This is a genomic window from Sphingomonas plantiphila, from assembly GCF_046000505.1.
In the GTDB taxonomy this organism is placed as follows: Bacteria; Pseudomonadota; Alphaproteobacteria; order Sphingomonadales; family Sphingomonadaceae; genus Sphingomonas; species Sphingomonas plantiphila.
The window spans coordinates 388,530-404,027 of the sequence record NZ_JBELQC010000001.1 but is presented as its reverse complement, the minus strand read 5'-3'; the positions used below and the strand labels follow the sequence as shown (position 1 = coordinate 404,027).

At 68.6% G+C, this 15,498-nt stretch carries 11 protein-coding genes; 5 read left to right on the top strand and 6 right to left on the bottom strand.

Annotated features, from left to right (window positions below; genetic code table 11):
- Nucleotides 1-2 precede the first annotated feature (2 nt).
- Both ABS767_RS01910 and pbpC read left to right on the top strand, forming a co-directional pair.
- A complete protein-coding gene (locus ABS767_RS01910) occupies nt 3-5,762 on the top strand; it encodes an alpha-2-macroglobulin family protein (RefSeq protein ID WP_408076672.1) in 5,760 nt (1,919 codons plus the stop codon).
- Nucleotides 5,763-5,962: 200 nt separating this feature from the next.
- Entirely contained in the window at nt 5,963-8,080 is a 2,118-nt protein-coding gene (pbpC, locus tag ABS767_RS01905) for a penicillin-binding protein 1C (RefSeq protein WP_408076671.1), read from the top strand.
- 226 nt (nt 8,081-8,306) lie between these two features.
- On the opposite strand, the gene ABS767_RS01900 is transcribed toward pbpC, so the two are convergent.
- Nucleotides 8,307-8,837, bottom strand: coding sequence for an RcnB family protein (locus ABS767_RS01900; RefSeq protein WP_408076670.1), 531 nt, complete (start codon nt 8,835-8,837; stop codon nt 8,307-8,309).
- A gap of 112 nt (nt 8,838-8,949) precedes the next feature.
- Entirely contained in the window at nt 8,950-9,417 is a 468-nt protein-coding gene (locus ABS767_RS01895; protein ID WP_408076669.1) for an outer membrane protein assembly factor BamE, read from the bottom strand.
- A 116-nt stretch (nt 9,418-9,533) separates the two neighbouring features.
- Here ABS767_RS01895 and ABS767_RS01890 point away from each other — a divergent pair, with 116 nt between their 5' ends.
- The 3 genes from ABS767_RS01890 (at nt 9,534) to ABS767_RS01880 (ending at nt 11,182) form a co-directional block, all read left to right on the top strand.
- Nucleotides 9,534-10,058, top strand: a complete 525-nt coding sequence (locus tag ABS767_RS01890) for a ubiquinol-cytochrome C chaperone family protein (RefSeq protein WP_408076668.1) — start codon at nt 9,534-9,536, stop codon at nt 10,056-10,058.
- The gene (locus ABS767_RS01885; RefSeq protein WP_408076667.1) at nt 10,055-10,570 is read left to right on the top strand and encodes a YceD family protein; all 516 of its coding nucleotides are present in this window, start codon (nt 10,055-10,057) and stop codon (nt 10,568-10,570) included. Before ABS767_RS01890 ends, ABS767_RS01885 begins: the two co-directional genes overlap by 4 nt.
- A gap of 285 nt (nt 10,571-10,855) precedes the next feature.
- The gene (locus ABS767_RS01880) at nt 10,856-11,182 is read left to right on the top strand and encodes a hypothetical protein (protein ID WP_408076666.1); all 327 of its coding nucleotides are present in this window, start codon (nt 10,856-10,858) and stop codon (nt 11,180-11,182) included.
- A gap of 11 nt (nt 11,183-11,193) precedes the next feature.
- Here ABS767_RS01880 and ABS767_RS01875 read toward each other — a convergent pair whose 3' ends face one another.
- The 4 genes from ABS767_RS01875 to ABS767_RS01860 all read right to left on the bottom strand — a co-directional run bounded on the left by ABS767_RS01875 (nt 11,194) and on the right by ABS767_RS01860 (nt 15,446).
- Nucleotides 11,194-12,216 (bottom strand): SO2930 family diheme c-type cytochrome, encoded by a 1,023-nt coding sequence (locus tag ABS767_RS01875; RefSeq protein ID WP_408076665.1) that lies wholly within the window; start codon nt 12,214-12,216, stop codon nt 11,194-11,196.
- A complete protein-coding gene (locus ABS767_RS01870; protein WP_408076664.1) occupies nt 12,213-13,412 on the bottom strand; it encodes a parallel beta-helix domain-containing protein in 1,200 nt (399 codons plus the stop codon). The genes ABS767_RS01875 and ABS767_RS01870 overlap by 4 nt, the downstream gene beginning before the upstream one ends.
- Before the next feature lie 71 nt (nt 13,413-13,483).
- Nucleotides 13,484-13,966, bottom strand: a complete 483-nt coding sequence (locus tag ABS767_RS01865; protein ID WP_408076663.1) for a hemerythrin domain-containing protein — start codon at nt 13,964-13,966, stop codon at nt 13,484-13,486.
- A gap of 46 nt (nt 13,967-14,012) precedes the next feature.
- On the bottom strand, nt 14,013-15,446 hold the full coding sequence (locus ABS767_RS01860; protein ID WP_408076662.1) for a hypothetical protein: 1,434 nt from the start codon (nt 15,444-15,446) through the stop codon (nt 14,013-14,015).
- Nucleotides 15,447-15,498: the final 52 nt, after the last annotated feature.

Genomic DNA, 15,498 nt, shown 5'->3' with positions numbered 1-15,498 from the left:
CGATGAAGCACTTCGCACGCGTTGCCGCGGTTCTCGCACTGGCGCTGGCGCCGATCGCCGCATGGGGCGATTCGAGCCCGCAGGTCGTGCTCGCCACCCCCGGCATGGGCGATGGCGCGATCGAGCGCTACACGGTCCGCTTCAACCAGGCGATGGTGCCATTGGGCGACCCGCGCGCGGCTTCCCCGATCGATGTCAAATGCCCGGTTTCGGGCGAGGGGCGCTGGGTCGACCAGCAGACCTATGTCTGGGAGTTCGCCGACCCGCTGCCCGGCGGAACCACCTGTCAGGTCGAGCTCAAGTCCGGCCTCAAGAGCCTGTCGGGCTATGCCGTCACCGGCACCAGCAGCTTCACGATCGACGCCGGCGGGCCGACGGTGAAGGCGGTGCTGCCGAGCCGCTGGGGCGGGGAGATCGAGGAGGATCAGGTCTTTCTGATCGGCACGAACATGCCCGCGACGCGGCAGTCGATCGCGCGGGGTGCCTATTGCGCGGTCGAGGGGATCGGCGAGAAGATCCCGGTCGAACTGCTCGACGCGAGCGTGCCCGGCAAGCTGCTCCAGGACCTCAATCCCGAGCGGTGGGAAGTGCGCAGCTTCCTGCGCGATTCTGGGATGGCGGAAACGCTTCCCGAAAAGGCCGAGGATCGCGCAAAGGTGCTCGCGGGCGTCGTCGCGCTGAAATGCGGGCGACCGCTGCCGCCGGGGCGTGACGTCTCGCTGGTGTGGGGCGCCGGGATCGCCGGGGCCGGGGGCAAGACGGCGGGTGCCGACCAGCGGTTCGACTTCACCGTCCGCAAGCCGTTCACCGCGCGCTTCGAATGCTCGCGCGTCAACCCGCAGGCGGGGTGCAACCCGGTCAAGGAGGCCTGGGTCCGCTTCACCGCGCGCATTCCGCGTGAAGCCGCCGAGGCGATCCGCATCGAACTGCCCGACGGCAAGAAATTGTCGCCCAAGCTGTCCGACGAGGACAAGCGCGCCAACACCATTAGCGACGTCAAGTTCGACGGGCCGCTCCCCGCTGCCACCGCCGCCAAGCTGGTGCTGCCCGCCGGGATCAAGGACGAGAGCGGACGTCCGCTGTCCAACGGCGAGCGTTTCCCGCTCGACATCCGCTTCGACGAGGCGCCGCCGCTGGTGAAGTTCGCCGCGCCGTTCGGCATCCTCGAGGCGAAGGAGGGCGGGGTGCTGCCCGTCACCGTCCGCAATGTCGAACCCGCGCTGCAGGGCAAGGGCCTGACCGTCGCGGGGCAGCATATGCGCGTAGATGCCTCGGACGGCGTGATCGCCAAATGGCTGCGCACCATCGATGAGGCCGACGACTACAAATCCGACGAGGTGAAGCGCGGCGCCGAAACGGTGCGGATCAACCAGACCGGAGCCAAGTCGATCCTGCCCGGCAAGCTGGGCGCGCCGATCGACATCGGTCTGCCGGCCAAGGGCAAGGAGATGGAGGTCGTCGGCATCCCGCTCGGCAAGCCGGGCTTCTATGTCGTCGAGCTCGCCTCGCCACAGCTGGGCCAGGCGCTGCTCGGCCGCGATGCGCCGCGTTACGTCGCGGCGGGAGCGCTCGTCACCAACATGGCGGTGCATTTCAAATGGGGCCGCGAAAGCTCGCTCGTGTGGGTGACCGCGCTCGACAGCGGCAAGCCGGTCGCGGGCGCAGCGGTCAAGGTCACCGACAGCTGCACCGGACAGGCGCTGGCGACCGGCCAGACCGACCAATATGGCCGCCTTGCCGTGGTCGATGGCGTTCCCGAGCCGCAGAGCTGGGGCAATTGCGAGAGCGACGAGTCGCACCCGCTGATGGTCTCGGCGCGCAAGGGCGACGACATGAGCTTCACGCTGACCGCGTGGGGCGAGGGCATTCGCCCATATGATTTCGACCTGCCCTATGGCTATCAGGCGGCCGAGGAGATCATCCACACCGTGTTCGACCGCGCGCTGGTCCGCCAGGGCGAGCGGGTCAACATGAAGCATGTGCTGCGCCGCCCGGTGGCGAGCGGCTTCGTCACGCCCAAGGGCTTCACGGGCAAGTTGCGCCTGTCGCACAGCGGATCGGACACGCAGTTCGAATTACCGGTGACGATCAGCGCCACGGGCACCGGCGAGACCAGCTGGAACGTGCCGCAGGGTGCGCCGATGGGCGACTACAACCTGCAATTCGTCAGACCCGGCGCGAAGGCGGGCGAGGAAGAGGCGGTCTGGACCAGCCAGTCGATCAAGGTCGACGAATACAAGCTGCCGACGATGAAGGCGTCGGTTGCGGGCCCCAAGGAAGCGGCGGTGAAGCCGAGCACGCTGCCGGTGGACCTGTTCGTCGGTTATCTCTCGGGCGGCGGGGCGTCGAACCTGCCGGTCGAGCTGCGCATCGGCTATTACGACCGGTTCGATGCGCCCGATGGCTATGACGGCTACAGCTTCGGCGGTCGCGCGATCGCGGAGGGGACCAAGCCGCTCAACGGCGATGGCGAGGAAGATGCGATGCAGCTTCCGCCGATGCAGACCATCCCGGTGACGCTCGGCGCCGACGGCACCGCGCGGACCAGCGTCGACATTCCCCAGACGCTTGAGGGCAACACCCGGATGCGCGTCGAGATGGACTATCAGGACGCCAATGGCGAGGTGCTGACCGCATCGCGCGCGATCCCCGTTTACAGCTCGGCCGTGCAGCTGGGCATCAAGACCGACGGCTGGCTGATGAAGGAGGACGACCTGCGCCTGCGCTTCGTCGCGCTCGATACGCAGGGCAAGCCGATCAAGGGGCAGAAGGTGCAGGTCGCGCTCTACAGCCGCGAGATCCTGACCGCGCGGCGGCGACTGATCGGCGGCTTCTACGCCTATGAAAACAACATGCGCACGACGAAGATCGGCGCATCCTGTTCGGCGACCACCGACGAACTGGGGCTGGCGCAATGCCAGATCGACCCCGGCGTGTCGGGCGAGGTCTATGCCGTCGCGACGACGCAGGACGCCAAGGGCAATGTCGCGCGCGCGACTACATCGGTGTGGCTGGCGGGCGAGGACGACTGGTGGTTCGGCGGTGACAATGGCGACCGGATGGACGTCATCGCCGAGGCGCAGGAGTATAAGTCGAGCGACACCGCGCGCTTCCAGGTGCGCATGCCGTTCCGCGACGCCACCGCATTGGTCACGGTCGAGCGCGAAGGCGTGCTGTCGAGTTTCGTCACCGAATTGTCGGGCGACAATCCGGTCGTCGAAGTGCCGCTGAAAGGCGTCTATGCCCCCGACGTCTATGTCTCCGTCATGGCGGTGCGCGGACGCATCGGCGGATGGAGCCTGTGGTGGTCCGATCTGGCGCGCCGCTGGAACCTGCCCTTCTTCTCGCGCGAGGGCGCCAAGCCGACCGCGACGGTCGATCTGGCCAAGCCGAGCTATCGCCTCGGCATGGCGCGGATCAAGGTCGGCTGGGAAGGCCATCGCATGAGCGTGAGCGTCAAGGCGGACAAGGAACGCTATGCCGCGCGCGACACCGCCAGGGTGGCTTTGGCGGTGAAGAACCCCGACGGAAGCGTGGCGCCGAGCGCCCATGTGGCCTTCGTCGCGGTGGACGAGGCGCTGCTGCAGCTCGCGCCCAACGAAAGCTGGGACGTGCTCAAGGCGATGATGGGCGACCGCCCGCTGTCGGTCCTCACCTCGACCGCGCAGACCCAGGTCGTCGGCAAGCGCCATTATGGCCGCAAGGCGGTGGAGGCCGGCGGCGGTGGCGGCGGCGACCTGTCCGCGCTCAACCGCGAGAATTTCCAGCCGGTGCTCCTGTGGCGCGGCACCGTCCCGCTCGACGCACAGGGACGCGCGACGGTCGACGTGCCGCTGAGCGACGCGCTCACCGCGTTCAAGCTGGTCGCGATCGCGCTGGGCGAAGGCGGGCAGGGCTTCGGCATGGGCGAGACGGCGGTGCGGACCGCGCAGGACCTGAGCATCTTCGCAGGGATCCCGCCGCTGGTGCGCGATGGCGATTTCTTCTCCGCCGGATTCACGCTGCGCAACGGTTCCGACAAGCCGATGAAGGTGACGGCGAAGGTCGAACTGTCGCCGCGGGTCGCCACCGGGCGCGACCTTACGGTCGAGATTCCGGCGGGCGGCGCGGTGCCGATCGCGTGGAACCTGACCGCGCCCGCAGGCTTCGATCGCCTGCAGTGGAAGGTCACGGCGCGCGACACGAGCGGCAAGGCGACCGACGCGATCACCGTGGCGCAGGACATCGCGCCCGCCGTCCCGGTCGAAACCTGGGCCGCAAGTCTGGTCCGCGTGGGCGAGGGCGGGCCGGTCGCGATCCAGCCGCCGGCGGGCGCGCTGCCGGGCGTCGGCAACGTCACCGTCCGGCTCACCGACACGCTGGTCCCGCCGCTGCAGGGCGTGCGCGATTACATGTCCGCCTACCCCTATGGCTGTTTCGAACAGCGCACATCGAAGGCCGTTGCTTTGGGCGACATGGGCGCTTGGAACCGGCTGGCGGGCGAGCTTCCCGTCTATCTCGATCGCGATGGGCTGCTGCGCTACTTCCCATCGGACTCGCTGCGCGGGTCGGAGGCGCTGACCAGCTATATCCTGTCGATCACCGCTGAGGCGGGGCTGCCGATCCCCGACGGGCCGCGCGGCCGGATGATCGATGCGCTCAAGGCGGTGCTCGACGGACGGCTGCGGCACGACGATTATGGCGATGTCCGGCTGCAGAAGGTCGCGGCATTCGCGGCGCTGGCGCGGCAGGGTGCGGCGTCGGCGGCGATGCTGGGCCAGCTCGGCATCACGCCACAGGACATGCCGAGCTCGACGCTGGCTGATTATCTCGCGGCGCTGGGCAAGGTTCCGGGCCTCGCCAACGGCGCACAGCTGCGCGCGGCGGCGGAGAATGTGCTCAAGACCCGCCTCGTCTATGAAGGCACGCGGATCGATCTGAGCGACAGTGCCAACACGCCATGGTGGATGATGGCATCGGGCGACGAGGCGGTGCTGAAGGCGCTGGCCGCGACGCTGGGGCGTCCGGGCTTCCAGGGCGAGGGACCGAAGATGATGGTGGGCGCCGCATTGCGCCAGCAGCGCGGCCATTGGGATACGACCACGGCCAATGCCTGGGGCGTGATCGCGGCGCGGCGGTTCGCCAGCGTCTATCCCGCCGAGCAGGTGGCCGGCGTCACCACTGCCACGCTGGGGACGCAGACCGTGACGCGCGGCTGGCCGCTGCCCGATCCGCAACGCAGCCTGGTCTTCGCGCTGCCCAAGGTCGCCGCGCAGACGCCGCTGGCGCTCAGCCAGTCGGGTGGTGCGGGGCCATGGGCCACGGTGCAGGTGCGGGCGGCGGTACCGCTGACCCAGCCGCTCAACGCCGGTTACAAGCTGACCCGCAAGGTCGAGGTGGTTCAGGCCAAGACCAAGGGTGTGCTGACGCGCGGCGACGTGCTGCGCGTGACGCTGACCGTCGAGGCGAGCGCCGACCGCAACTGGGTCGTGATCAGCGATCCAGTCCCGGCCGGTGCGACGGTGCTGGGATCGCTCGGCGGGCAATCTGAGATGCTGGCCGAAGGCACCGACAGCGGACGGACCAGCTATGTCGAGCGGGGCAAGGACGCCTGGCGTGGCTATTTCGCCTGGCTGCCGCGCGGGACGCACAGCGTGAGCTATGCGATGCGGTTGAACGCGGCCGGACGGCTCCAGCTGCCGCCGAGCCGGGTCGAGGCGATGTATTCGCCCGAGATCCGCGCCGCCGTGCCCAACCAGCCGATGGTGGTGGCGCAGCGGTGAGCCATGCACTTCCGTCACCCGCGCGAAAGCGGGGGCCCATCTCCTGCGCTGGCGCTAATCGCACCGGCGCGGATTTGGGTCGTCCGGGAGATGGGCCCCCGCGTTCGCGGGGGTGACGGCTGGTGGATGTGGCGTATTTGCAATCTCTGACCGGGCGAGCGAAGTCCCTCTGGACCCGCGCCGAAGCCGTCACGCATCGCATGTGGTGGACCGGCCCGCGCATCGCCATCGCTGCGATCCTGTCGCTCGCGGCGGTGCATGTCGCGATCGACTGGTCGACGCTGCCGCCGCCGCTCCCGTCGCATCGGGCGACGGTATCGGCCTGGAAGCCGTCCGAAGCCTGGCTCTACGATCGCAATGGGCGGCTGCTCGATTCATCGCGCGTCGACTTTCAGGCGCGGCGGCTGGCATGGACTCCGCTCGACAAGATCGCACCCGCCGCGGTGCAAGCAATCGCGGAGGCCGAGGATCGCCGGTTTCGCGACCATGACGGCATCGACTGGTGGGCGATCGCCGGGTCGATCCGCGACCGGATCGAGGGCAAGCGCGCGCGCGGTGCCTCGACCCTGTCGATGCAGGTGGCGGCGTATCTCTCGCCTGAACTCGCTGCGCCGGGATCGCGCGGCCTGGTCGACAAGCTGCGCCAGATGCGCGCCGGAGCCGCGCTCGAACGCGGGTGGAGCAAGGATCAGATTCTCGAAGCCTATCTCAACCTGGCCGGGTTTCGCGGCGAGGCGCAGGGGATCGGCGCGGCCGCGCTGGGCCTGTTCGGCAAGACGCCCGACGCACTGACCCGCGACGACGGCCTGCTGCTCGCGGCTTTGCTGCCCGACCCGGCGGCGGGGGCGGCGACCGTGGCGCGGCGCGCCTGTGCGCTGTCGCGCGACAGGGATTGCAGCCGATTCGCGGGCGCCGCCGCCTCGATGCTCGGCCCGGCGCGCAGCCTCGCGCTCGACCCGGGGCTGGCGATGCATCTCGCCAATCGGATGCTCACCGAGCCCGGGCTGCGCGTCGAAACCACGCTCGACCTGCGCATCCAGCAGATCGCGATCCGCGCCTTGCGTCGCCAGCTGGTCGGGCTGGGCGGGACGCGTGCGCGCGACGGGGCGGTGGTGGTGGCGGACAATGAAACCGGGGAGATTCGCGCCTGGGTCGGCGGGATCGGCGGCGCCTCGACCGCGCCCTCGGTCGATGGTGCGTCGAGTTACCGCCAGGCGGGGTCGACGCTGAAGCCCTTTCTCTACGCGCAGGCGATCGAGAAGGGCTATCTCACCCCCGCCTCAATCCTCGACGATTCACCGGTCCAGCTCGACACCGCATCGGGGCTGTACGTGCCGCAGAACTACGACCGCGCATTCAAGGGGCCGGTGAGCGCGCGATCGGCGCTGGCCGGTTCGCTCAACGTGCCCGCCGTCCGCACGCTGATCCTGACCGGGGTGGAGGCGTTTCGCGACCGGCTATGGGATACCGGCTATCGCGGCCTGACCGAGAGCGGCGATTATTATGGCTACAGCCTCGCGCTGGGATCGGCTGAGGTCACGCTGGTCGAGCAGGTCGCCGCCTATCGCAGCCTCGCGCGGGGCGGCCGCTGGGCGCCGCTGCATGTGCGCAAGGGCGAAGAGTCCCCCGCGCCGCGTGTGACCACGACGCCGCAGGCCGCATGGCTGGTTGCCGACATGCTCGCCGATCCAAATGCGCGCGCATCGACCTTCGGCATGGATTCGGCGCTGCGCCTGCCATTCTGGGCGGCGGTGAAGACGGGCACGTCGAAAGCGATGCGCGACAATTGGTGCATCGGCTTCTCGGACCGCTACACGGTCGGCGTGTGGGTCGGGAACCTCGAGGGCGATCCGATGCGGGCGGTGTCGGGCACCAGCGGCGCAGCGCCGGTGTGGCGCGACGTGATGATGGCGCTGCACGCCGATCGCCCGGGGCGCGCCCCGCCGCGCCCGGAGGGGATCGAGGACCGCGCGATCCGCTTTGCCGGAAACATCGAACAGCCGCGCCGCGAATATTTCCTGAAGGGGACCGCGATGGCGGAGGTCGCGACCGCACCGGCGGTGGCGCGGCGGCCGCGGATCGTCAGCCCGGTCGCAGGGAGCGTCTATGCGCTCGATCCCGATATCCCGATCGATCGCCAGCGGATGGCCATCACCGTGTCGGGCGAGGTTACCGGGCATCGGCTGCAGCTCGACGGCCGCGACCTCGGCACGGCGGACGCGCGCCCGATGGTGCTGGCGGGGCCGGGGCGGCACCGGTTGCGGCTGATCGCGCCCGGTGGCCGCGTGTCGGATCAGGTACTGTTCACGGTTCGCTGATGCGAACGGATCGGACGGCTTGATGCCGGGCGCCGCCCCGCGCCCTTGCACCCCACACTTTGCCACTGGAGCACGAGAAGCGGGGCGACGCCCGGCATCTGCCTGACGCGCGATGAACCAAATGGAATCAAGCGCGTTTGGGCATTCGGTCCTTATCCCTTTCGGGGCCGAAACCATGTTCGGGCCGCGTCGGCAGCGTATCCGCCGACGCGGCTATTTTTTCGCGTTACCAGAAGAAGTTGCGGATCACCCGGACGACATAGCCGCGGCGGGTATCGACCAGCAGCACATCGTCATAATGGCGGACCCAGCGCTGGTAACGTCCGGCCGGGGGCAGGCGGTAGCGCCACGGGTTCGAGATATAGTAGCGGCTGCCATAATAGCTCGGTGCGATCCGCACACCTGCGCGGAACCCCTGATAGCGGAACGGCGCCCGCCAGCTGCCACGGGCATAGACGCCGCGATTGGTGCTGCGATAGCGACGCCAGTCGTCGCGGCCCCAGCGACGGTTGCGATCCTGGCGATAGTCGCGACGGTCTTCGCGCAGTTCTCGGCGTGCTTCGCGCACGTCCCGGCGCTCACGCCGCACGTCGCGTTGCGAACCATAGCGGCGGGCATCGCGCAGGTCGCGGCGCTGCTCGCGCAGGTCCTGACGGTCGCGACGCACTTCGGCACGCGACTGGGCGCTGGCGACGGTCGGGGCCATCACCGGCATGGCGACGGTCGCGATCAGCGCGGCTGCGATCATCTTTCTCATTGCAATTCCTCCTAAGCTCAAACCGGTGTCCCGGCATGAAGGAGAAACTAGAGTGTGCCGACTGAACGCGGCGGGAATGATCGATTCAGCGAAACGAAAGGGATCGGATCGGCTACGGCCCGCCCGGACCACCGCCGGTGCCGGGCGCGCCTACCGTACCGATGTTGCCGAACAGATCCTCGAAGAATCCGCGCTCGCGGCCGAGCGTCGGCGTCTTCTTGTCCGACGGGTTGATCGACGCGATCTGCTCGGCGCCGGTGCGGGTCACCTCGGTCACCGTGCCCTTGTCGTCGAAGCGGATGCGGAGCGTCGTCTGCTCCTTCGCCTTGGGATCGTTGAACGCGTAGTTGCGGGTCGCGCGCCCGACATAATACCACTCGCCCTGGTTGAACTGGCTGGTCAGCGTCGGCTTGCCCAGTGTCTGCAGCACCGATTCGCGATTGTCGACGCCCGGCTGCACCGAGTTCACGAGATCCGCATCGACCACATAGCCCTGATAGCCGCGCAGGGGCGCGCAGGCCCCGGCGCCCAGCAGTGCGGCCCCGCAGACTGCGGCGGTAAGGAGACGGGCGGACTTCATCAAACTCACTCTCCCAAGCACGGGTACCCGCGTACGCATTGCATCGCACGCCGTTCCCCTCAATATGCGGCCCGGCCCCGGCAAACAAGCGCCGTGAGGATATCTGGAGCGAGACGATGAGTTTGTGGCAGCGGCTGACCGGTCGCAAGGCGGAGAATCCGGCGGCGCCGCTGTATGGCGCGGTGGTGGAACAGGGGCGCGCACCGCACTGGTACGAGGCGGGCGGCGTGCCCGACACGGTAGACGGGCGCTTCGACATGATCGCCAGCGTGTTCGCGCTGGTCATCCTGCGGCTCGAATCCAAGCCTGAGGCGGGCGAGATGGCGGCGCGGCTGACCGAGTGTTTCGTCGACGACATGGACGGCCAGCTGCGCCAGCTGGGCGTCGGCGACGTCGTGATCGGCAAGCGGATGGGCAAGATCATGGGGCTGGTCGGCGGACGGCTCGACGCGTTCCGCACCGCCCTGGCGCCCGGGGCGGACGCGGGCGCCTTTGCCGAGGCGTTGCTGCGCAACCTGTATCGCGGGGCACATCCCGGCGAAGCGGCGCTGGAGCATAGCGCGACCGGATTGCGGCAGCTCCATGCCGCGCTGGCAACGACGTCGTTCGACGCGCTGCAGGCAGGGAGCCTGCCCGCATGACGCCCGAATTCTCACGGACCGAATCGCTCAGCACCATCGGCGCGGGCGAGCGGCGCGTCGCGATCGAGGCGGATGCGCAGGAGCGCGCGGCGCTCGCGCGGCGCTTCGGCCTGATTTCCATCGATCGGCTGGTGGCGGAGATGGGGGTGCGCCGCGATGCCACGGGGATTATCGCGCACGGCCATCTCTCCGGCGCGGTGGTCCAGCCGTGCAGCGTAACCGGCGCGCCTGTCCCGGCGACCGTCGAAGAGGACTTCACGATCCGGTTCGTGGCCGAAGGGGACGTCTCGGGTGACGAGGTCGAACTGTCGGACGAGGATTGCGACACCGTCTTCTATAGCGGTGGCGCGATCGATCTGGGGGAAGCGGCGGCGGAAACGCTGGCGCTGGCGCTCGATCCCTTTCCGCGCAGCCCCGGTGCCGAAGATGCGTTGCGCGACGCCGGCGTGCTGAGCGAGGGCGAGACCGGGCCCTTCGCGGCGCTGGCAAAGCTCAACCTGCCCAAGGACTGAGGCGCAGCGCGCTCAGCAGGGCGGCGGGCAGGTCGGACAATCGGATTGGGTGCCGTCGGATCGCTTCGTCGTCGCGGCGGGGCCCTTGGCCGGTTTTGCGCTCTCCGTGGTGGAATCGTCGGGGCCGGAACAGGTCACCATGTCGGCATCGGGCTGCTCCGCGGGCGGGGCCGTGCAGCCGGCGAGCATGGCGACCCCCAGCACGACAGCGCACGCGCAGATGCGGCTGCCGCGTCTGGGCGCCGCCGCTAGTCGCATGGGGGCGGACAGGTCGTGCAATCGGTCTTGGCTGACGCCCTGCGCACCGCCGTCGAGGCGTTCGGCTTTCCCGCGACCGGCCTTGCGGCGACGGTCCGGGCGCGCGGCGTGCATGCGGCGGAGTCGGCTTCTTTCTCTGTGACCGGGGCAGGCGCGGGCGGCGGCGGTGGTGGTGGGGGCGGCGGCGGCGGCGGAGCAGGCATCACCGGGGGCGGGGGCGGCATCGTCTGCGCCGCCTGCGTGTGCGGGATCAGCAAAGCGGCCAGGGCGACTGCCACGCACGGCGCAATCGCAAAGGGTTTGCATCGCATCGGTCATCCCCCTGACGCGACTATGACCCGCAAGATCGGGTGAGTCAAAATCGCTCAACGCGCCGGAAGCGAGTCGATCCATTGCGAGAGCAGTGCGATTCCCTCTTCATGCGCGGTCGCGCGACCCAGTTCGGGCATGGCGATGCCGGGATCGGTGCTGCGCAGGCGATAGATCAGGATCGACGCCTCCGCATCGCCCGGCTGGATCGCGACGGCGCGCCCGCCGCTCCCGCGCCCCGCCGCGACCGGGCGCTTGCCGATGCCGAGCGCGACCGGGTCGGCGCGGTCGAGTTCGAGGAACAGGCCCGAGTTCGACGCCGCCCCCTGCGGATTGTGGCAATGCGCGCAGTTAATCTCGAGATAGGCGCGCGCGCGCGCATCGAGCGGCGCGCTTGCATCGTCCCAGCGTGCGACGCGCGGCGCCTCGGCGGGCACGCGGTCGAGCAGTCCGGCCCGCACCAGCGTCTGGAGCTGGCCGTCGTGATTGAGATAGCGTGCCTTGACCCCGATCGGCGTGATCGCGCCAGCCAGCGCGTGGCAGTCCTTGCACTGGTTCTGGTTGGGGACGGCATAGCTGATCTGCCGCGCGCGGCCCGCGGAGTCGGTGAAGGCGACCGGCAACCGCGTGCCCGCGCGCTTCACCATCGCGTCGGTGCCCTCCGCATTCCACACATAGGGGATGGCGACCCATCCCGAGGCGCGGCGCAGCAGCAGGCGCGTTTCGAGCGGGCGGAACGCTGCCCCGTCGCCATAGCCGAAAGTCTTGATCAGCGCCGATCCGACCGGCAAGTCGAGCGCCTGCTTCGGATCATAGACAGCGGACTTTCCGGCAGGGACATAGATGAAGCGCTGCTTGCGCGCATAGTCCGAGAAGAGCGGGGTTTCGAGATCGTACCCGATCACCCGCGGCGAAGGGGCGCGCGCGGTCAGGTCGGCGAAGAAGCGATAGTCCGACAGCCTCGCCGAATAGCCGTCCTGCAGTATCGCAGCGTCGTTCACCCTTACGGGCTGGTTCGCCGCCGCTACGCCGAACAGTGCCCCTGCAATCGCGAGGAAGATCAGTCCGGCGCGCTTCACCGCGCCGCCGCCTCCATCGCGGCGGGCAGGGTCACGGCGGCCGGGCGTGGCGCTGCGGGTGCGTTCAGTTCGACCTTGGCGGGCTTGGCCGAGCTCGTCGGGGCGCCCGGCGCCAGGCCCAGGCTCAATACCGGGACCGGATCGGCGACATGCAGGCCGAGTGCGTCGATCGCACCGCTCCCGTCCCACCAGACCGGCGGTGCCGCGCCGCCGAATGCCGCGGTGAGGAAGCCACCGCCCTCGACGCCCGGCGCAAAGCCTGCGCGCCCATGCCGGTTGCCCGACACGACGATATGGCGCGGATATGGGTTGTACTTGGGGTCGTCGTAGCGTTCGCGATAGGACATCACGATCACATTGGCGGTCGCATGCTCCGACAGGTCGTTGTCGAACACATGCACCCCATCATTCGCCATCACCAGCACGCCCGTGCCCATCGGCACCGTCGCGACGATATTGCCCTTGGGCGCGAAGTTCGGCGTGTCGTTGGCGAACACCTTGTTGCCATAGACGCGCACCCCGCCGCCGTTCATGCGCGGCAGGTTGGGCAGGTCGAATACGAGGATGCCGCCGGTATTCTGCGTCGCGGTGTTGCCGTAGACGTCGGCGTGGTTACTGTTCTCGATCTCGATCCCCGCGACATTGTGCGAGACGAACGAGTTGCGGACGACGATCCGCTCCGACTGGCCGACATAGATGCCGGCGTCGGACGCCCCCTTCACGGTGACGCCGTCGATCAGAATCGTACTGCTGGAGACGGGATAGACGCCGTACGCTCCGTTGGTCTCCTTCGGCCCGCCGGTCCATTCGACGCGAATGTCCTTGTAGACGATGCGGTCGGCGCCCTTGGACTTGATGCCGTCGCCTCTGCTGTCCTCCACCGCGAAGCCGCGCAGCACGACATCGTCGGACGTGACGAGCAGGCCTTCGCCGGCGCCGAGCTGGCCCTTGAAGCTGAGGATGGTCTTGTCGGGCCCGGCGCCACGCACCGTGACGCGATCGACGTCGAGGCTGAGGCCATCGGTCAGATCGAACCGGCCGCTGCCGATTTCGACCACATCGCCCGGTTTGGCGTCCAACAGTGCCTGTTGCAGCCGCTCCTGAGCATCGGCGCCGGCCGGGACCTTCAGCGTTTCGGCGGCCGCGATCGGGGCGAGCACGGACAGCGCGGCAACGACGGCAGCGATGCGGATCATGGGCCTCTCCTGTTTTGAGAGGCAGCTTAGCCGCTTCGCCGTCGCCGTCCAGCCGGTTACATTTGTGTCAGTTACTCGCGCGCGTCGCCGGGCATTTCGTCCTCGGCGCGTTCGAGTTCCTTGGGCTTTCGCTTTTCGAAGACCGCTGCCAGCTTTGCCTTGGTGGCGTCGTCCAGATCCTTCGACGCCTCGGGGAACATCTCTTCCTCCTCCTCGTCGATATGGTGGAGGTAGCGGTCGCGCATCGACTTGAACTTGGTGAGCCAGCCGCTCGACGCCATGTCCATCTCGACCAGCTCGCCGAGCATGTCGTCGACTTCCTTGTGCTCGCTCACCGAATGGCGCGCATCGTCGCGCAGATCGGGATTGGCGAGCATCGTCGCATAGAGCGATTCCTCCTCCGCTGCGGCGTGCGCCTGCAGTTCCTGGCGCAACTCCTCGAACAGGGCGCGGCGTTCGTCGCTGTCGCCGCTCGTTTCTGCGATCCGCGCGAGCAGGTCGCGCTGGCGATCGTGATCGGCTTTCAGGTCTTCGAAAATACGGTCGTCGGCCATGGGAAGTCTCCTTTGGCCGCTTCAACCGATCGCCCGCGCGGTTGTTTCACCCGCGACTCATTCTCACGCCCCACGCCCGCGCGAACAGCACCACCAGGATCGCTGCGAGACCGAGATAGAGCGCCATGCTGGCCAGCGGCGACCAGCCCCAGAATTCGTTGGGAATGGTGCGGATCTCGCCCGCCAGGAAGCGGGGCAGGATGAATTGGGTAAGGGGAGCCGGGAAGACGAAGGGGGCGAGGATCTCGGTCGCGCTGAGCATCAGGTTGATCGCGATGCTGGCGACCAGGAAGCCCAGGCCCAGCCACTTCTCGACGCGGTTGGCGCTGCCCCAATAGCCGGCGAGGCCGATCGAGAGATAGGCGATGGCGGGAAGGGCGTGGCGCGGCCCGGTGGCGTTGCCGCCGTCCCAATAGACATAGGCCGCGTGATAGAGGAAGCAGATCACCGCGCCGACCGCCGCGACCGCACCGATGTCGCGCCGCGCCGGATCGCGCAGCAGCGTCCAGATCCCAAACGGCGCGAGTGCCAGCACCGGCGCGACCCAGATGATGCCGCGTCGCTTGCCGATCAGGATTTCATAGAGCACGTCGGGCTTGGGATAGGTCAGCCCGAAAAAGCCCTGTTTCATCCCTTCGAACCCGACCACGCCCGAATAGCCGGTCTGGAACGGATCACCGAAGGTCGCGATGTTATAGGCGAAGAGCGGGATCGCAGCGATCAGGCCGCCGGTGAGCGAGAGGCCGAGCGTGCGTAGCTGCGCAGGGCGATCCCAGCTGCGCAGGCGCCAGAGCGCCCAGAGCGCGATCGGCGCGCCGGTGAGCACGGCGCTGTGCTCCACCACCACCGCCCAGCCGAGCGCGACGCTGGCGATCAGGGCATGGCGGCCGGGTCTGTCGCCGTTGCTCCCCTTCCACACCGCCCATAGCGCGATGACGAACAGCGCGGTGGTCGCGGCATGCCCGAAATAGGTGGTAGTCCACCCCCAGACGATCGTGCCGAAGGCGAATCCGCTCGCCGTGAACAATCCCGCCGTGCGGCTGCCCGTGATGCCGGTGCCGAGATCGAGCAACGCGATCGCGGCGAGTGCCGTCAGGACGGCGCCGGTAAAGGCGATGGCGATGCGCATCCGCAGGCGCAGAAACGCCTCCGCGCCCGGATCGAACATCCGGTGCGCGATGTCGAAGCTGGTACGGTCGGTCGCCCAGTTGGTCACGGCGACGAAGGGCAGCGCCATCAGCGTCATGCCCGGCGCCTTGTCCATATAGAGGTGGCCGTCGAACTGCGCCTTGTCGATCGTCATGTCGCCGAAATCGTCGATACGGGCGCTGCCGGTCTCGGCGATCGCGGTGGCGGCGAGGATGCGGGTCGCACTGTTGGGGTTGAACGCCCACGACCCGAACCAGACGCAGGACAGCCAGACCAGCGCGAACAACAACGCGGGCGCGTGCCAGCGCCTGCGCGACCAAACCGAACTCATCGACACTCCCCGCACGAACAAGGCGCGCGCCGGTTACCGGCTTGCATCGTTC